The 17,161-nt window shown below is 68.3% G+C and carries 15 protein-coding genes; 8 read left to right on the top strand and 7 right to left on the bottom strand.

Going from position 1 to position 17,161, the window contains the following annotated elements; translation table 11 throughout:
* Nucleotide 1: 1 nt before the first annotated feature.
* From ACZ6O0_RS00930 to ACZ6O0_RS00910, 5 genes are read left to right on the top strand one after another with little or no spacing between them, the layout of a single operon-like run.
* Nucleotides 2–712, top strand: coding sequence for an LppX_LprAFG lipoprotein (locus ACZ6O0_RS00930; protein ID WP_465762729.1), 711 nt, complete (start codon nucleotides 2–4; stop codon nucleotides 710–712).
* Entirely contained in the window at nucleotides 709–2,406 is a 1,698-nt protein-coding gene (locus ACZ6O0_RS00925) for an MFS transporter (RefSeq protein ID WP_465762728.1), read from the top strand. The genes ACZ6O0_RS00930 and ACZ6O0_RS00925 overlap by 4 nt, the downstream gene beginning before the upstream one ends.
* 45 nt (nucleotides 2,407–2,451) lie before the next feature.
* Nucleotides 2,452–3,393, top strand: a complete 942-nt coding sequence (locus ACZ6O0_RS00920; RefSeq protein WP_465762727.1) for a sucrase ferredoxin — start codon at nucleotides 2,452–2,454, stop codon at nucleotides 3,391–3,393.
* Complete coding sequence (locus ACZ6O0_RS00915; RefSeq protein WP_465762726.1) at nucleotides 3,390–3,887, top strand: beta-class carbonic anhydrase; 498 nt, start codon at nucleotides 3,390–3,392, stop codon at nucleotides 3,885–3,887. Before ACZ6O0_RS00920 ends, ACZ6O0_RS00915 begins: the two co-directional genes overlap by 4 nt.
* Before the next feature lie 12 nt (nucleotides 3,888–3,899).
* Entirely contained in the window at nucleotides 3,900–5,768 is a 1,869-nt protein-coding gene (locus ACZ6O0_RS00910) for a beta-L-arabinofuranosidase domain-containing protein (protein WP_465762725.1), read from the top strand.
* On the opposite strand, the gene ACZ6O0_RS00905 is transcribed toward ACZ6O0_RS00910, so the two are convergent.
* A complete protein-coding gene (locus ACZ6O0_RS00905) occupies nucleotides 5,765–6,058 on the bottom strand; it encodes an antibiotic biosynthesis monooxygenase (protein WP_465762724.1) in 294 nt (97 codons plus the stop codon). The genes ACZ6O0_RS00910 and ACZ6O0_RS00905 overlap by 4 nt on opposite strands.
* A gap of 60 nt (nucleotides 6,059–6,118) precedes the next feature.
* Between ACZ6O0_RS00905 and ACZ6O0_RS00900 the strand changes: the two genes are divergently transcribed.
* Together ACZ6O0_RS00900 and ACZ6O0_RS00895 are read left to right on the top strand one after the other, a co-directional pair.
* Nucleotides 6,119–6,748 (top strand): TetR/AcrR family transcriptional regulator, encoded by a 630-nt coding sequence (locus ACZ6O0_RS00900; protein WP_465762723.1) that lies wholly within the window; start codon nucleotides 6,119–6,121, stop codon nucleotides 6,746–6,748.
* Between the two features lie 214 nt (nucleotides 6,749–6,962).
* Nucleotides 6,963–7,127, top strand: a complete 165-nt coding sequence (locus ACZ6O0_RS00895; protein ID WP_465762722.1) for a hypothetical protein — start codon at nucleotides 6,963–6,965, stop codon at nucleotides 7,125–7,127.
* On the opposite strand, the gene ACZ6O0_RS00890 is transcribed toward ACZ6O0_RS00895, so the two are convergent.
* On the bottom strand, nucleotides 7,120–7,851 hold the full coding sequence (locus tag ACZ6O0_RS00890; RefSeq protein ID WP_465762721.1) for a carbonic anhydrase: 732 nt from the start codon (nucleotides 7,849–7,851) through the stop codon (nucleotides 7,120–7,122). The two genes, ACZ6O0_RS00895 and ACZ6O0_RS00890, sit on opposite strands and share 8 nt — an antisense overlap.
* A 131-nt stretch (nucleotides 7,852–7,982) precedes the next feature.
* Here ACZ6O0_RS00890 and ACZ6O0_RS00885 point away from each other — a divergent pair, with 131 nt between their 5' ends.
* On the top strand, nucleotides 7,983–9,272 hold the full coding sequence (locus tag ACZ6O0_RS00885) for a pyroglutamyl-peptidase I (protein ID WP_465762720.1): 1,290 nt from the start codon (nucleotides 7,983–7,985) through the stop codon (nucleotides 9,270–9,272).
* 71 nt (nucleotides 9,273–9,343) lie between these two features.
* On the opposite strand, the gene ACZ6O0_RS00880 is transcribed toward ACZ6O0_RS00885, so the two are convergent.
* From ACZ6O0_RS00880 to ACZ6O0_RS00860, 5 genes are read right to left on the bottom strand one after another with little or no spacing between them, the layout of a single operon-like run.
* Nucleotides 9,344–10,645 (bottom strand): Gfo/Idh/MocA family oxidoreductase, encoded by a 1,302-nt coding sequence (locus tag ACZ6O0_RS00880; RefSeq protein WP_465762719.1) that lies wholly within the window; start codon nucleotides 10,643–10,645, stop codon nucleotides 9,344–9,346.
* A 10-nt stretch (nucleotides 10,646–10,655) separates the two neighbouring features.
* Entirely contained in the window at nucleotides 10,656–11,486 is an 831-nt protein-coding gene (locus ACZ6O0_RS00875; protein WP_465762718.1) for a carbohydrate ABC transporter permease, read from the bottom strand.
* Nucleotides 11,483–12,466 (bottom strand): carbohydrate ABC transporter permease, encoded by a 984-nt coding sequence (locus ACZ6O0_RS00870; protein ID WP_465762717.1) that lies wholly within the window; start codon nucleotides 12,464–12,466, stop codon nucleotides 11,483–11,485. The genes ACZ6O0_RS00875 and ACZ6O0_RS00870 overlap by 4 nt, the downstream gene beginning before the upstream one ends.
* A 5-nt stretch (nucleotides 12,467–12,471) precedes the next feature.
* Nucleotides 12,472–13,938 carry an ABC transporter substrate-binding protein gene (locus tag ACZ6O0_RS00865; protein WP_465762716.1) on the bottom strand — a complete coding sequence of 489 codons (1,467 nt, stop codon included), beginning with the start codon at nucleotides 13,936–13,938 and terminating at the stop codon, nucleotides 12,472–12,474.
* Nucleotides 13,939–13,956: 18 nt separating this feature from the next.
* Entirely contained in the window at nucleotides 13,957–17,061 is a 3,105-nt protein-coding gene (locus ACZ6O0_RS00860; protein WP_465762715.1) for an endo-1,4-beta-xylanase, read from the bottom strand.
* Between the last annotated feature and the right edge of the window lie 100 nt (nucleotides 17,062–17,161).

Genomic DNA, 17,161 nt, shown 5'->3' with positions numbered 1-17,161 from the left:
CGTGAAGAGACTGCTCGCGCTCGGCGCGGTGCTCGTGGTGGCGCTGGCGGGCTGCAGCGACAAGAAGGACTCCGGTGGCACTGACGGCGGCCAGTCGGGCGACGACGCGGTCGCGCTGCTGACGGACGCCAAGAAGTCCATCGACGACGCGGCCAGCGTGCATATCGTGCTGACCGGGCGGGATCTGCCGGACAACGCGCAGACCCTCGCCAGTGGTGACGGGGTCGCGACGCACGCGCCGGCGTTCAAGGGCAAGCTGACCGTGCGCAGCGGCGGGTCGCCGATCGACGCCGAGGTGGTGGCGGTCGGGGGCAAGGTCTACGCGAAGCTGCCGTTCACGCCGAGCTTCATCGAGCTGCCGCCGTCGCAGCTGGCCGGCCTCGGAGCGCCTGACCCGGCCGTCCTGCTCGACCCGGCGAAGGGCCTGACCTCGGTGCTGCCGACGGTCAAGGACCCGAAGGTCAAGGGTGAGAGCCGCGAGGGCGCGAAGGTCCTGACCGAGATCACCGGCTCGATCCCGGGCAAGTCGCTGCAGGGCATCTTCCCGAAGGCGCCCGCCGACCAGGACTTCCCGAGCACCTTCAAGATCGACAAGGAGACCAAGCAACTGGTCTCCGCCACCATCACCGGCCCGTTCTACGCCGGCGCCACCAGCAGCTACGACATCACCCTCGACAAGTACGGCGAGAAGGTCGAGATCACCAAGCCGTGAGCGAGGACTCGCCCGTCGGCCGCGCAGTGCCGGTGAGCAGCCCGAAGACCCGGCTCACGCTCGCCTCGATCGCCGTCGCGTTCGCGGCCGCGGACACGTACGTCGTCGTGCTGGCACTGCCGGACATGATGGCCGGGGTCGGGTTGTCGGCCGATGAGCTGCAGCGGGCGGCGCCGATCATCTCGGGGTTCCTGCTCGGGTACATCGCCGTCCTGCCGTTGATCGGGCGGATCGCGGACGTGGTCGGGCGGACGCCGGTGCTGGTCGGTGCGCTGGTGCTGTTTGCCGTGGGCTCGTTGATCACCGCCGGGGCATACGACCTTTCGCTGGTGGTAACCGGTCGGTTTCTTCAAGGTGTCGGCGGTGGTGGGCTGGTGCCGGCGACGCTTGCGCTGGTGGCTGACCTGTGGCCGGCTGATCGGCGCGGGCTGCCGCTGGGTGTCGTCGGCGCGGTGCAGGAGCTCGGGTCCGTGCTTGGTCCGTTGCTCGGCGCTCTGGTGCTCGCGGTCGCCGACTGGCGGTACATCTTCTGGCTGAACCTCGTCGTGGCCGTCGTGCTCGCAGTGCTGCTCCGCGGCCGGAGGCTGCCACCCTGGTCCGCAGTCGTCGGGTTGCTGGCGTGCATCGCGCTGGGACTTACTCTCACCGCACCCGAGCGACTAGCGACCGGCGTGACGCTCGGGCTGCCGTTCGTACCCTTCACCGGCTCGTCCCGGCTGCTCACACCGATCGGCGTCGTCACGCTCGGCCTGGCGCTCCTCTGGCTCGGCCTCGTGCTGTGGCGGAGTCGTGGTCGCCTGGGGACTGTGCTGGCGCAGGTGGATCTCGTCGGGGCTGCGCTGCTGGCTCTCGCTCTCGCGGGCGTCGTTCTCGCGTTCGCGACGGCGGACCCCGAGCGTGAGCTGATGGCGCCGACCGGTCCGTGGCTGCTGGTTGCCGCCGCTGGGTTCGCGATCGCCTTCGCGGTGTGGCAACGGCGTACGCCGCGAGCGATCGTGCCGCGCGGACTCCTGGGCGCGCGGCCGGCTTGGGGCTCGCTGGTCGTCAGCTTCCTGGTCGGATGCGCGTTGATCGCCGCACTGGTCGACGTACCCGTGTTCGCTCGCACCACGCAAGGTGGCGGGCAGTTGGCTGCTGCGCTCGTACTGCTGCGGTTCCTGATCGCGCTCCCGGTCGGTGCGGTCGTCGGTGGCTGGCTGACCCGGCGCTACGGCCTCGGTCTGATCACGGGCGCCGGACTCGCGTTGTCGGGTGCGATGTTCGTCCTGATGGCGTTCTGGAGTCGTACGGCGCTCGACCACTGGCCGGCGACCGTCGTACTCCTGCTGTGCGGCTTCGGCTTCGGCCTCGCGCTGTCCCCGGTCAACACCGCGATGCTCGGCGCCACCCCGGCCGACAGCCACGGACTGGTCAGCGCACTGGTCGTGGTCGCGCGCATGGTCGGGATGCTGGTCGGCGTCTCCGCGCTCACCGCCATCGGACTCCGGCGGTACTTCGCGCTCGCCGACGACATCCCGTCCCCGAACGACCTGTGCCCGTCCTCCCCCGGCAACTGCCGCCCGTTCGTCGACGCCCTCCGCGACGCCGCCGTTTCACAAGTTCACGCGATCTTCACCGGCGCCGCCCTCAGCGCCTTCCTCGCCGCCATCCTCGCCCTCGTCCTCCTCGGCCGACGTGGCGAAGTGCACAGTTGATGATCATCATGTGGGAACCCGTCTCGTCTCGCGTACGGTGATGCTGTGACCCGACGTCTCGATGCCACCGGCCGCCCAGGCTTGTGCTCGACGTTCTGCCGGGACCTGCGGGAGCCGCTGGCTGGTACGGCGGTTGTCGCCGCGGGATGGGTGGTCGTCGAGCAGCCCGGTCCGTGGGGCGCGAAGGCGCCGACGCAGAGCCACCTGGATGCGGAGTTCGGTGGTGACTTCGACGACGCGTGCAAGAAGGTCGACGTGCGCTTCGGGCTGATCCGCTCCCCCGGTCGCCACTCGGACGCGATCGAGCAGGCACGCCAGGTCTTCGTTGCCTCGACCGCGCCAGGACGGACGTGGTTGCTCGGCGGCTGTGTCGGTGATCCCACCGAGCTGGATCAGCTCGACCTCGACGCGGTGAGCCGCGGCGATCAGGACGCCGTGCTCGCGTCGTTGCCGGGCCTCGCGCCGATCGACGGGCCGGTGGTGCTCGTGTGCACCAACGGCAGGCGGGACGAGTGCTGCGCACTGCTCGGCCGACCGCTGGTCTCGGAGCTGGCCGAGATCGCGCCGGGACGGGTCTGGGAGGCCAACCATCTCGGCGGCCATCGGTTCGCGCCGACCGCGACCTTCCTGCCTGCAGGCACGATGCACGGCCATCTCACTGTCGAGACCGCCGTGGCCGCCCTCGAAGCGGCCGGCCGCGGCGAGACGGTGCTGACCGGGTTGCGCGGCCGGTCGACCTGGACCAAACGGGGTCAGGCGGCGGAGATCGCCGTCCGCCGGCTGACCGGAGAACTAGCGCTGGATGCCCTCATCGTCGCGGGCGAAGACCTCGAATCCGTGACGGTGTGGCATCGCGACGGCCGGTCCTGGACCGTGCCGGTGACCAGCGCCCCTGCCGATCCACCACGTCCGGAGTCCTGCGGAAAGGAGCCGTTCGCGATGTCGATCCTGCAAGCTGGAACCCCTGTGCCAGGTGAGGCCCGATGACCCCCGGGTTCGAGGACCTGCTGGCCGCCAACGCGGAGTACGCCGCCGACTTCCACTACGGCGGTTTCGACGGGATCGCGCACGCCGGGGTCGGCGTGGTCACCTGTATGGACTCCCGGATCCCACCCCTGGAGATGCTCGGGCTCAAGCCGGGTGACGCCAAGGTGCTGCGCAGCGCGGGCGGCCGGGTCACCGAGGTGACGATGACCGGTCTGGTGCTCGGTGTGCAGTTGCTCGGTGTCCGCCGGGTCATGATCATCCCGCACACCCGCTGCGCGATGGCCGCGATGTCCGAGGACGACCTGCGCGCCAAGGTCGAGCTGGCCGCGGGCAAGCCGGCCGGCTACCTGCCGATCCACGTCATCCCGGATCAGCTCGAGGCACTGCGCCGTGACGTCGCCGCGGTCCGCGACCACCCGCTGATCGGCGAGGACATCCTCGTCGGCGGCTTCATGTACGACGTGGACAACGGCCATCTGACCCAGATCGACTGAGGAGCCCGGCCGATGACGGTTGGTCAGCTGGTCACGCCTGCCCTGCGGACGTTGCCGTTGGGCACGCTGCGACCAGCCGGCTGGTTGCTCGAGCGGCTGCGGCTCCAGGCCGACGGGATGGCCGGACACCTCGACGAGTTCTGGCCGGACGTCGCGCGGAGCGGCTGGATCGGTGGTGACGCCGAGGGCTGGGAGCGTGGGCCGTACTGGCTCGACGGCATCACCGGGGTCGGCTACCTGCTCGACGACGAGCGGCTGAAGGCCAAGGTCCAGCGGTGGGTGGATCACATCCTCGAGCACCAGCACCCGGACGGCTGGTTCGGGCCGCGCTCGGGTGCGGCGACGTACGCCGATCACGACGTGTGGCCGCGGGTCATCGTCCTGAAGGCGTTGCTGCAGCACCTCGACGCGACCGGAGACGAGCGGGTGATCCCGGCCGCTCTGAAGTTCCTGCGGCTGCTCGACAGCATGCTCGACGAGTGGCCGCTGCAGGAGTGGGCCAGGTCGCGCTGGACCGACGTGGTCTGGGTGATCAACCAGGTGCACGATCTCACCGGCGAGGACTGCCTGCTGCCGCTGGCGGCCAAGTGCAAGGAGCAGGGCTTCGACTGGTTCTGCTACGTGGCGCCCCGCGAAAGGGTGCCGCAGGCAACCTTGCTCGCGGCTCAGGAGCAGCACGACGGCAGCTGGATGAACGACGACTACCTGTCGTCGCACGGCGTCAACGTCGCGATGGGTCTGAAGGCCATGCCGGTCTGGTGGCGTCACGACGCGTCTCCCGATCAGCAGCCGCGCCTGCTGCGGCTGATGGCCGACCTGGACGAGCACCACGGTCAGGCCAGCGGTCTCTTCAGCGGCGACGAGCACCTGGCCGGCCGTCACCCCAGCCAAGGCACCGAGAACTGCGCCGTCGTCGAGCACCTCGCCTCGCTGGAGGTCGCACTCGAGTCCTGGGGTCCGGTCGAGCCCATCGCCGACCGGGTCGAACGGCTGGCGTTCAACGCCCTCCCCGCGAGTGCGTCGTACGACGAGTGGACGCACCAGTACGACCAGCAAGCCAATCAGGTGGTCTGCCACGTCACCGAGGACCGCATCTACACCACCAACGGACCGGATGCGAACGTCTTCGGCCTCGAACCGCACTTCGGCTGCTGTACCGCGAACCGGCACCAGGGGTGGCCCCGCTTCACCACTCACCTCTGGATGCGCTCCGAGGACGGCGCCCTCACCGCCCTGTCGTATGCGCCCTGCTCCTTCGAGTACGACGGCCTCACGGTCGACGTCACCGGCGGGTACCCGTTCGAGGACGACGTCACGATCACGGTCTCCGGGTCCGGCGACGTACCCCTGCACCTCCGCATCCCGGCCTGGGCCACCGACGCGACCGTGACCGTCGACGGCGTTGTCCATAAGGCTCAGGCCGGCACGATCCATCAGGTACGACGCGATTGGTCCGGCGACCACGTGATCCGCCTGCGCCTGCCGGCCGAGGTCCGGGCGGTACCCCGGTTCAACGAGGCGGTCACGCTCGAACGCGGCCCGCTCGTCTTCTCGTTGCCGATCGGTGAGGACTGGCGGCAGGTCGGCGGCGAGCAGCCGCACGCGACGTGGGAAGTCCACCCGACCACGGCCTGGAACTACGCGATCGACCCGGACCAGGCTGATCTCACCCGGGCTCTCGTCAGCACCAACCCCTTCACTCCAGGCTCGGCGCCCCTCGGTGTGCAGGTCCGCGGCCGCCGCATCCCCTGGCCCTTGGAACACGGCGCCGCGGCTGCACCTCCGGCGGCCTTGGTGGACGGCCCCCTCGAGAACCTGACCCTCATCCCCTACGGCTGCACGAAGCTCCGCGTCACCGAGCTCCCGCGGATCAGCGGCTAGCGCTCGTCGACCACCTCGATCTCGTCCACGGCCGACGTCCCTTCGCGGACCAGGGCGAAGGCGGCCTTGGTCTCGGCCAGCGTCGGTGCGAGCTCGCGAGCGGCTTTGAGGTCGTCGGCCGACTCCCACCTCCAGACGCCGACCCACTGGTCGTCCTGGCGACCCAGCCGGGCCTCCGTCAGGCCCGGGATGGTGGCCCGGACCGCGTCCACGAGCGCGTTGTGCCGGCTCCGGATGTCCGTGGCGTCGTCGGTGGTGGCTTCGAAGCGGGTGATGGCGATCAGCGACATGACTAAACTCTTTCTCTAGAGTTGGCTTATAGTGAACGTATCTAGAGATAGACTCTAGCCATGACTGTTGTCAAGCGACCCAATCGCCGGGCGGAGAAGGCCCAGGAGACCCGGCGTCGGATCATCGAGGCCGCGGCCGACCTGTTCGTCGCGGACGGGTACGGCGCGACCAACCTGCAGGACGTCGCCGACCGGGCCGGTGTCGCCGTGCAGACGATCTACTTCGTCTTCGGCAACAAACGCGCCCTCTTGAAGGAGCTGGTCGACGTCACGATCGCCGGCGACAGCGAGCCGATCGCGACCATGGACCGCCCGTGGTTCACCGCCGCGGTGGCCGAACCCACGGCCGAGGAGATGCTCACCGCGTACGTCCCGGGGTCCAGCGCCGTACTCGCCCGCATCTCACCGATCATGCGCGTCCTCGAATCCGCCGTCGCGAACGACCCCGAGGTCGCCGCTCTCTGGCCCCAGGACGAAGACCTCCGGTACGTCGTCCAGTGCGCAGCCGCCGACGCCCTCGTCAGCAAGCCCGGCGCCCGCAAGGGCCTCACCACCGCCGAAGCCGCGGACCTCCTCTACGGCATCCTCAGCCCCGAGCTCTACCTGCTCTTCACCCGCGACCGCACCTGGCCCCACGACCGCTGGGTCGACTGGGCGACCCAGACCCTCGTCACCCAACTCTGCGAATGATCGAGGCGCGGGCATGGGATCACCTACGACGGGCACGGCGTACACCGGCTGTGGATCGTTGTCGCGCTGATCACGTCGCTGACCATGCTCGCCGTCACCGGCTTGCCGCCCGGCGCCCTGTGGCGGGGCCGTGGTTCGTTCCGTGGCGCTGTTGCCCAGGGCATCGGTGGAGTGGTGGTGACACGAGGAGGCCGCGGCGTACGTCGTACCGGGTGTGCTGACCGGCCTCCTGATGATCGCGATGGCGCTCCTCGTCAACCGGCTCCCCTGGCCGGTCCGCGCGCTCACCCCGGTCGCCGTGTGGATCAGCACCTCGCTCATCCAGTACTGGGTCTGGACGACCTACCTGCTGCCGGTCTTCGAAGGGTCGCCTAGATGATCACCTTGCCGGTGTCGAGTTCGTAGTAGGCGGCGATAAGTTTGAGTTTGCCGGACTTCTCCAGTGGACCGATCACCGGCGACTCGCGGAGTCTGGTGAGGACGAGGTCGACGTTGGCGTGGATGGCGTTGGTGAGCAGGTCGCCTGGTTGGCCGGCGACCTGGCGGACGGCCGGGGCGAGGGTGTCGACGAGGTAGCCGATCGCGCCGGCCTCGGCGGTGCGGTGGGTGGCGTCGAGCGCTGTGATGGTGGCGTCCAGGGCGCCGCAGCGTTGGTGGCCGAGCACCATCAGGAGTGGCGTGTGCAGTTCGGCGACCGCGAACTCCAGGCTCCCGGTCACCGACCGGTCGAGGGCCTCACCGGCACTGCGTACGACGACCAGATCGCCGAGACCCTGGTCGAACACGAGCTCGATCGGAACGCGCGAGTCGACACACCCGAGGATCGTCGCGAACGGATGCTGCCCCTTGCTCACAGCAACCCGCCGGGCGATGCCCTCGTCGAGCTCCACGTCCCGCTCCGCCACGAACCGCGCGTTGCCCGCCATCAGCCGCGCCAACGCTTGGTTGCCATCGACAACCACATCCGCCGGGGTCATCGCCGGAGGTTCCGGTGGTTTCGTCCCGGCCGCGGGCTGCGAGGCGGATGTCGTACTGTCGGCGCACCCAGCGAGGGCTGCGAGGGCGGCGACAGACAGGAACCGCCGACGGGTTGGGGTGTTCACGGGTACTCCTCACGGCCGGGCGGCGTGGGCGATCGCCGCCCTTCGACAGTAGCCGATTGCATACTGTCTGCAATACGGCCGGTTGTTCGGAATCTCTCGGAACCCGTGCCCTGATCTGATAGACACCCCTTATGAGACTCCGCCCCAGCTCGTTCTCACGGTCATTGCTCGTCGGCGCGATCGCCCTCAGCGCGGTTCTGTCCGGCGCTCCTTCGGTCCAAGCGGCTCCCCTCACCGGCTGTCTCGACGAGTCCACCGGGACCGTTGAGGAACAACGTCTCGACAACGGCGTCGCCGGCGGGCCTTCGGTGCCGGCCGAGATCCTTCGCCGCTCCGGCTTCGATCGTCCGGTCGCGCTCTTCAACCGCCTGCTCTGCTCGGTCCCCAACCCCCACGCCGCCGCGGCTCTCGTCCACGCCCAAGGCGAAGCCCTCTGGCGTACGGCGACCCACCGCGCCCAGCACACGCCGACCGGAGCCGACGCCCTCCCCGCCACCGACGACCGCGGCCTGTACTGGGCCCGCCTCTCGATGGCCCTCGCCCTCAGACAATGGCAACCCCGCTTCGGCCTCGGTACGACGGAACGCGCCGACCTGATCAAGTCCCTCGAATACACCTCGCGCGGCATCACCAGCACCCGGTTCCCCCCCGGCGTCCGGAAGATCCTGGTCACCGGGTTCGATCCGTTCACGCTCGACGCGGACATCCGGATCGGCAACCCGTCCGGAGCCAACGCGCTCACCCTCGACGGACAGCGCTGGACGATCAACGGCAAGACCTACGAGATCCAGACCGTCATGTTCCCGGTCCGCTACACCGACTTCGACGAGAACATGGTCGAGAACGCGCTCGCCCCGCACTACCGTCCCGGCCCGCAGCGGGCTGATCTGGTCATGACGGCCAGCCAAGGCCGGGTGGGGATCTTCGACCTCGAGGTGTTCAACGGCCGGCGTCGGTCGGTCAGCTCGATCGGTGACAACAACAACCTCTGGGGCGGCGGCACGGTCGCCGCGCCGGTCGTCTCCCCCAGCATGCCGCCCGGACCCGAGTGGATCACGTCGAGTCTCCCGTTGGCCCGGATGGCCCAGGCCGACGTCACGCCGTTCCGGACCCGCGTCAACACGTCGGTGCTCGAGATCCCGGCCGGCCAGACCCAACCGGTCCGCCGGCCGAACGGGCCAACCCCGGGGTCGATCGCCTCGGAAGGCACCGGCGGCGGCTATCTCTCCAACGAGGTCGCCTACCGCAACACCTTGCAGCGCGACCTTCTCGACCCGTCGATGCCGGCCGGCCACCTGCACGTCCCGGTGCTGTCCTTCGACCCCGCCAACAAGACCGCCATCACCGACCCGACCTACGAAGCCAACCGCGAAGCCATCGTCCAAGGCGCCCACGCGGTCCTCCGCGCAGCGCTCGGGTAGTACAGAAAACTAATCATCACCACGCTTGGGATGACCAGAAAACTGACCATCCCAAGCGTGGTGATGGCTACTCAAAGGTCCAGTACGTCGGACGTCCGGACGGGCTGCCCGGTGACGAAGGACCGATTGGCCGCCAGGCCCGTCACCAATGCCAGCGCGGCCTGGCGGGCGTCGGCGACGTCGGCATCCTGGGTCGGATCGTCGTCGAGGAGAGCCGCGAGAACCCGGGCGTCGGCGCCGCCATGGCCGGCGTGGTCATGGGCGACGGTGTGATCGACCGGAGGTGACCAGAGCGGCCGGAGCGTGATGCTCGTCCGTCCTGCCGTCGGCGCGGCGAGGTCGCCGTGGACCGCTCCTCTGGCCGACTCGACCCGCTGGTTCGGCTTCGTCCATGTCGACTCTTCGACATTCAGCTCCAGCCGGCCCCGCGAGCCGTTGAACATGACCCGATAGCCCTCGGCCGGTGAGTAGGCCGTGAGGTGATAGGTCATGGTCGCCCCGGAGCTGTACGACACCAGGACCGCCATGTCGTCCTCGATCGAGACGCCTGGCGCGAAGACGTTGCGATCGCGGTGGTAACCGTCCTCGGCCTCGGCGTCCAGGTAGAGCTCGCGCAAGGTGGCGTTGTCGGCAAGGTGCAGCGCGAACGGATCGTCCAGAGCGGCCGCGGACGCGTACACCCTGTCGTAGTCCCGCGCGTACCCGTGCCGCTGGTCAGGACCGTAGAAGGCCAACTGGCCCTGGGCGTAGACGATGCGTGGCTCCGCGGCCAGCCACCAGTTCACCAGGTCGAAGTGATGGCTGGCCTTGTGCACCATCAGGCCGCCCGAGTTCGCCTTGTCGCGATGCCACCGACGGAAGTAGTCGGCGCCATGCGACACGTCGAGCATCCACTCGAAGTGCACCGAGTGCACATCCCCGATCGCACCCTCGGCCAACAGCTCTCGCACGCGCCGGTGCACGGGATTGAACCGGTAGTTGTACGCCACCGCCAGCTCGCCGCCGGTCTCCCGGACGGTGTCCAGGATGCTCTGTGCCTTGGTCGCGTCGGTCGTCATCGGCTTCTCGCTGATCACCCGTACGCCGGCCCGCAGCGCCGCCTCGATATAGCGGTGGTGAGTCGCGTCGACGCTGGTCACCACGAGCAGCTCGATCCGCTCGACCCGCAGCATCTCGTCGAACCGCGCCGGCGGCCACTGATGCGCCGTACGACGACCGGCCGCGAGCAGCATGCGGTTGTGGAACGCCATCCGGACCGAGTTCGGGTCGCACAACGCGACGACGTCGTACCCGTCCCGCTTGGCCAGGCCCTCGGTGAAGAGCTGGGCGCGGTTGCCGGTGCCGACGATCGCGGTCCGTACGGGGGTTGGCATTCAGGACCTCCTATTGCTTGACCGCGCCGGCCAGGCCGTTGACGAAGAAGCGCTGCAGCAGCACGAAGAGCAGGATGATCGGCGCGAGCGTGATGACGGTGCCCGCGCACAGCAGCGTCCACTCGGTCGAGTTCTCGCCGATGAACGCGTACATGCCGATCGCGAGGGTGCGCAGCTCGGGCCGTCCGAGCGTGAACACGAGCGGGATGAAGAAGCTGTTCCAGGCCGTGATCGCGGTGAACAGACCGACCGTGGCCAGCATCGGCCCGGACAACGGCAGCATGATCCGGGCAAACGTCTGGTGGAAGTTCGCGCCGTCGACCTGGGCCGCGTCCTCGAGCTCACGGTCGATGGCCATGAAGTAGCCCATGAACAGGAACGTCCCGAACACGACACCACCGGAGGCCTGCACGATGATCACCGACCACAGGCTGTTCAGCAGATGCAGCCGCTGCATCAGGTCGAACACCGGAATGATCGTGTAGCCGTGGGGCAGGAAGAGCGTCGCCGACACCAGCCCGAGACAGAAACCCCGGCCCGGGAAGCGTGTGCGGGCAAGTACATATCCTGCGCAGGAAGTGACTACTAAAGTGATCACTACCGTGCCTACGGTGATCAGAATTGTGTTCATGAAGTACCGGCCGAACGACGCCTCCTGCCAGGCGTCGAGGTAGTTCGACCAGAGGAAGTGCGACGGCAACGGACTGAGCCCGTCGGTGAAGAAATCGTCGTCGCTCTTCAGCGAACTGCCGAGCGCCCAGAACAGCGGGTACAGCCACGCCAGGCCGCTGACCAGCAAGGCGACATGGGTCATCACGGTGACCATGCGTCGACGAGTCATGCAAGCCCTCCGGTCCCCCGCCGCCGTGCGAGCGAGCGCAGTACGACGACCTGGACGACGGAGAACGCGATCAGCAGGACGCCGTAGATGAACGACGCGGCCGACGCCAGACCGATGTCGGGCTGGACCGCGTTCGCGTTACTGCCGCCGAAGGCCAGGTGATAGATGTAGGTGTTCACGACCTCGGTCGCGAAGTACGGGCCGCCGCTGGTCAGCACCTGGACCAGGTCGAAGATCTGGAACGTCCCGATCACGGCCAGGATCACGATCACCACGCCGACCGCCCGCAGCATCGGGATGGTGATGTACCGGAAGGTCGCGATCCGGCCGGCGCCGTCCAGCCGGGCCGCCTCGTACAGCTCGTCCGGGATCGTCTGCAGACCGGCCAGGAAGTACACGAGGTTGTAGCCGAAGGTGTGCCAGATCCCGACCAGGATGATGATCGCCAGCGCGAAGTGCGGGTCCCCCAGCCAGTCGATGTGCTGGTGGATCAGGTGCAGCTTCAGCAACAGGTCGTTGATCGAGTCACCGAAGTTCGACACCAGCAGCTGGATCACGACGCCGATCACCGCGGCCGACGTCACCACCGGCAGGAAGAACAGCGTCCGGTAGAACGACGCGAACCGCAGCCGCTTGTTGTTCAGTACCAGGGCGAGCGCCAGCGCCAGCACGAGCTGGATCGGTACGACGAAGGCGGCGTACACGAAGGTGTGGCCGAGTGACCGCCAGAAGATGCTGTCGTGGACGATCTGGCGGAAGTTGCCGAGGCCGACGAAGTCCGACGGGTCGCCGATGCCGTCCCACTTGTAGAACGTGTAGCCGAGCGACGCGATGATCGGGTAGACCACGAACACCAGGAGCAGCACCATCATCGGTGCCAGGTACACGTACGACCACAGGTAGGTCCGTCGGCGCGCCCTCCGGCGGGCCACCGCGGGAGGCGGCCCGGAGGTCGCGACCTCCTCCCGCACGGCGGTCATCGCCATCAGGCGCCCGGCTTCGTCGTGTACGGCTTGGTCAGGTCCCAGTCGGCAAAGGCGAAGTCCTTGGCGCTCGCCCCGGCACCGACCTTCTTCACCGCGTCGTCGAGAGCCTGGTTCATCTTGTCTGTCAGCGATGTGAGCGCCCCTTGCACGTCCTTCACCTGTCCGCTGTAGACGCCGGACAGGAGGTCGTTGATGTCGGGCTTGACCGCCGGCAGCTGGAGCTTCGTCAGTTGCGGGTTGCGGATGGTCGGCTGCGGACCGACCACGGCGGTCCCCGACATGGCGACGTACTGCGCGAAGGGTGCGAAGGTCACGCCCTTCGGGTCGTTGTTCTTCGCGTAGACGGACAGGCCCTGGCCCTGCTCGACCCAGCGCTTCCCGGCGTCCGGGCTGTAGAGCCAGTCGAACCAGGCCCACGCCTCGTCGGCGTGCTGGGTCTTCGACGACACCGCGACGAACTTGCCGCCGGGCGGTCCGTAGAACAGCGCCTTCGGCTCACCGCCCGGGCTGGGCAGCGTCACCAGGCTGTAGTCGGTGAACTTGTGCTTGGTCCACTCCGGCTGGTTCCAGACACCGCCGACCGTCATCCCGAAGCGCCCCCGCTCGAAGAACGCGCGGGCCTGCTCGTCGGAGATGCTCATCGAGTTCGGGTAGAACCAGTTCTTGTTCTTCCACTCCAGCAGCAGGTTGATCACGTCGAGGTAGTTCCGGTCGGTGCCGAACGTCCACCGGCCGACCCGGTAGTCCATTCCGTCGATCCCGCCGACCGCGGCACCGCCGGGCGAGCCGGCGCCGCGGACGAACAGATCCAGCCACCAGGCCAGGGTCGTGTTCGTCGAGTTGCCGAAGCCGAACGGCGCGACCTTGCCGCCGCTCTTCGAGGCGATCGCGTCGGCTGCCCGGCTCACGTCGTCCCAGGTCTTCGGCAGCTTCACGCTGCCGTCGGCGTTGGTCAGGCCCGCGTCCTTGAAGACGCCGTGGTGGATGTACAGCTGCAGCGACGGTGCCGGTGCGGCGAACGGCGCGGTGTAGACCTTGCCGTCGAAGACGTCGACTCCCTCGACGAAGCTGTTCTCCGGGAAGCGCGACTGCCAGGACGTCGTCGCCCACTTGTCCACCGGCAACAGCCAGCTGTCCGACACCTGCTGGCTGAGCTGAGGGCTCTTGGGCACCATCAGGATGTCCGGCGGGTTGTTGCTGCGGTACGCGAGCGAGACCAGGTCGGCGTACTTGTCGCTGACCTGCGTGGTCTTCTTCACCGCGATGCCAGGGTGGGCTTCCTGGAACAGCTTGATCTCGTTGTCCACCCAGCCGGCCTGGCTGGCGTACCAGTCCCAGTAGGTGATGGTGGTCTTGGCCTTCGAGCCCTCGGTGTCGTTGCCCGAGGAGCAGCCGGCCAGTGCGCCGGCCCCGGCCACCGCGGCCGCACCCCGGAGCAGTGTCCGTCGGGAGATGGGTGATGACATGACAGTTCCTCCAGTGATCTAGCTGCAGGCCGGCGATGCCGACGACGCGGTCTGGGTCAGGGCTCCCAGCCGCCAGGTGAGCGGACTGCCGTCCCAGGTCACCGCGACGCGACGCGGTCGCTGGAAGGGCAGGAACGAGACGGTCTGGCCGCGGTCCGACGGTCCGGGGCTGAAGGCGTTGTCAGCGCCGACCGGGACCGGGATGTAGTAGTTGTTCGCGTTGTTGTAGCCGAAGTACGCCGTGTAGGTGTTGTCGACCGTGTTGTGGACGACGCACGCCGCGGTCGGCTGCACCGGGTTGAACACTGTCTCCGCCGGGCCGGTGCCACCACTGACGGTCTTGGCCATCGGAGCGAACGACGCATCGTCCACCAGCAGGTCACCGGTGCCGGTCGTGGTGCTGATCCACCACTCGGCCTTGGTCAGCGTGCCCGTCCAGGACACGTTCGTGTTGGCGGCCGAGATCTGTGTCCAGCCGGTGCTGCTGACCGGTGCGGAGCCGAGCCTGATCGTTGTGGATCCGGTCGAGGTGGTGAGCTTCAGGCTGACCATCGCGGTGTCCGAGCCGCTGGCCAGTCGTACCCAGGCCGACGAATCGTAGAGACCGCCGTTCACCACCGACACTCCCTGCGCGGGACCGGCCCACGCCGCGGCTCGACCGGTCACCGACAGGTCACCGCTGCCCGTGTGCGGGGTGCTGGACGCGTTCTTCAACGTGCACGTCCCCAGGCAGTACCAGCCGGTCGTGTTCGACTGGTTCTCCAGCGTCCCGTTGCCGAGCACCGAGGGCGTCGGCAGGTACGGCGTCTGTGCCGGCGGACCCTGTGCGGGTGGGGGCGTGCCGTCCGTGGGTGTGATGGCCAGGTCGTCGAGTGTGCACTCCGGTGAGCTCGCACTCGGGTTGGACCAGGCGAACACCTGGACCCACTTCGTCCCGGTCGGTGGAGTGAACGCCGCCAGCTTCTGGGTGTACGCGCGTTCGTCGGCATACGTGAGCACGTACTGGAAGGTCGGCGTACCCGCGGTGGCGCCGCCGCGCACACCGACGTAGCACTGGGTGCCACCGCCGTTCAGGCGGCCCCAGCCGGACAGGAGGTAGCTGGTGCCCGGCGTGAGGCCGGTGACGTTCTGGGTCACGCCGGAGCCAGGGCTGAGGGACAGTGCGGTGTGGCCGCTATGTGCGTTCGCCGCGGTCGCCGGCCCGGTGCCGAGCGGGGTCCAGCCGCGGGTGCCGCTCTCGAAGTCGCCGTCGCCGATCGGGTTCGGCTGGTCGGCCCGGACCGTGGTGGCGATGCCGTCGAAGATCACCTTCACCGAGGCACCGGCGGTGGTCGGCATCGGGACCTTGACCTGCTTGGAGACGCCGTTCGCGGTGACTGTCACCAGGTAGTCACCGAGGAAGCCGCGCGTACCGAAGGTCCCGGCTGTTGTCGTCTGACCGGCCACGCTGGTGTGCCACTGGTGCTTGATCAGGTCCTCCCAGACCAGGGCGTTCGGCTTGGGCGACCAGTCCGCGTTGTAGAGCGCGACGCGTGGGTTGTAGATGTTGCTCGCCCAGATGCCGAAGTTGCTGATCTGGTTGACGTTCGGGTTCGAGAACATCGCCGTCATGAAGTCGCGGGTGTAGTCCGCCTGCAACTGCTGGTCGTCGGTGTCCACGTCGAACTCGGTGATCGCGACCTTCACGCCGAGGCCGGCGAACTGGTCGACGATCGTCATCAGGTCGTCCGGCGACGTCAGCTGGAGACCGTTGAAGTGGCTCTCGAAGCCGACCAGGTCGATCGGTGCACCAGCCGCCTTCAGCGACTGGACGGTGTCGTAGACGTGGTCGCGGTGTCGCTTCTCCCAGCCGTTGTTCTCGACCAGCCCGTAGTCGTTCAGGGCGAGCTGCGCGTTCGGATCGGCCTGGTGCGCGAGCTGGAACCACGAGGCGATCTCGTCGGTACCGAGGATGTCCTGGACGCTGTGTTCGGAGTACGGCTCGTTCACGACGTCCCACTCGTCGACGATCCCGGCCAGGGCGCCCGCCTCGTCGGTGATGTGGGTGTTGATCCGGGCTCGCAGCGCTGCCGGGTCGTTCCGCAGGTTGACGACATCGGGTTGCATCAGACCCCAGGACGGCCAGATCAGGTTGTGGCCGCGGATCCGGAGACCGTGTTCCTTCATCCACTGCAGTGCGGGCAGCGTGATCGTGTCCCGCTCGGTCTGGTTCTCCCAGTGGTTCCACTTCAGGTTGTTGCCCAGGGCGCCTTGGTTGAAGAGCGTCGAGGCCTTCGTCTGGTACTGCTGCAGGTCGGTCCCGCTGATCCCGCCGGACGGATCGCCGATCAGCCGGGCACCATCCGACGCGGCACCGAACTTGAAGGCGCTGGTCTGCTGGACGGCGGACACCGTCGCGCCACTGACCGGGTTGCCGGCCGGGTCGACGACCGAGACATTCAGATTTCCCTTGCGGTACTGGTCGATCCGGGCGTTGGCCGCCGTCCGCCAGGCCGCGTTCGCGTCGCGGCCGTCGTACGTCACCTGCGGGTAGCCGGCCGGATTGCCCGGTCCCCAGTCCTGGACGGAGACACCGGCGATCTGGAACTTCTGGGCGCCGTACCCGAGCCAGAGGTTCAGGTGCGCGGCGGTGGTCGTCCCGGCGGTGTAGGTGACGGCCGCGCGGAACGGGAACTCGAACTTCTGCCACTGCGGGCCGTAGAGCAGCGCGGCGTTCAGCGACTTCTTGTACGGCGATCCGTCCGTCTCGAAGACCAGGTGGGCATTGCCGGTCGTGGCGCCCGGGGTCGGCTCGATCGAACGCGCCCAGACGGTGGCGACCAGGGCATCGCCTTCGGTCACCGTCGCGGCCGTCGGGACGCCGAGAGTGATCTCGTACTCACCGTCCAGGCCGGGGCTCTGCGGTGCGTTCGGGACGGTGATCTCGAGGGCCTTGGTGAAGTTGGGATTCCCGGTGATCGGGACCTGTGTGGTCGCGTCGGTGGGAAGGCTCTTGAACTCGGTGAAGTTGGCGAGTGGGTCGGCCGGCAGCACCTCGAAGGTCGCGTCGGCTCGGGCTGTGGGCTGGATCGCCACCGCGGCAAGCAGGGCCAGGGTCGCACCGGTGGCCAGTTTTCTGATCACTCCGGATTCCTTCCAGAGGGCGCGCAGCAGCCCGTCCCCGCCGGCCGTCGGGCCCGGGGCTGTGGGGGGACTGCTGGGTGTGGTGTCGGTGGTCGGGCGG

It is taken from the genome of Kribbella sp. NPDC048837, assembly GCF_055586945.1.
The sequence above is the reverse complement of the archived record's forward strand: the minus strand, read 5'-3'. Positions and strand labels throughout refer to the sequence as shown.

Bases quoted from the DNA above. Each gene is read 5' to 3' on its own strand.
- ACZ6O0_RS00865 (WP_465762716.1), bottom strand. From the start codon at position 13,938: ATGTCATCACCCATCTCCCGACGGACACTGCTCCGGGGTGCGGCCGCG.
- ACZ6O0_RS00880 (WP_465762719.1), bottom strand. From the start codon at position 10,645: ATGCCAACCCCCGTACGGACCGCGATCGTCGGCACCGGCAACCGCGCC.
- ACZ6O0_RS00900 (WP_465762723.1), top strand. From the start codon at position 6,119: ATGACTGTTGTCAAGCGACCCAATCGCCGGGCGGAGAAGGCCCAGGAG.
- ACZ6O0_RS00905 (WP_465762724.1), bottom strand. From the start codon at position 6,058: ATGTCGCTGATCGCCATCACCCGCTTCGAAGCCACCACCGACGACGCC.
- ACZ6O0_RS00875 (WP_465762718.1), bottom strand. From the start codon at position 11,486: ATGACTCGTCGACGCATGGTCACCGTGATGACCCATGTCGCCTTGCTG.
- ACZ6O0_RS00915 (WP_465762726.1), top strand. From the start codon at position 3,390: ATGACCCCCGGGTTCGAGGACCTGCTGGCCGCCAACGCGGAGTACGCC.
- ACZ6O0_RS00870 (WP_465762717.1), bottom strand. From the start codon at position 12,466: ATGACCGCCGTGCGGGAGGAGGTCGCGACCTCCGGGCCGCCTCCCGCG.
- ACZ6O0_RS00910 (WP_465762725.1), top strand. From the start codon at position 3,900: ATGACGGTTGGTCAGCTGGTCACGCCTGCCCTGCGGACGTTGCCGTTG.
- ACZ6O0_RS00885 (WP_465762720.1), top strand. From the start codon at position 7,983: ATGAGACTCCGCCCCAGCTCGTTCTCACGGTCATTGCTCGTCGGCGCG.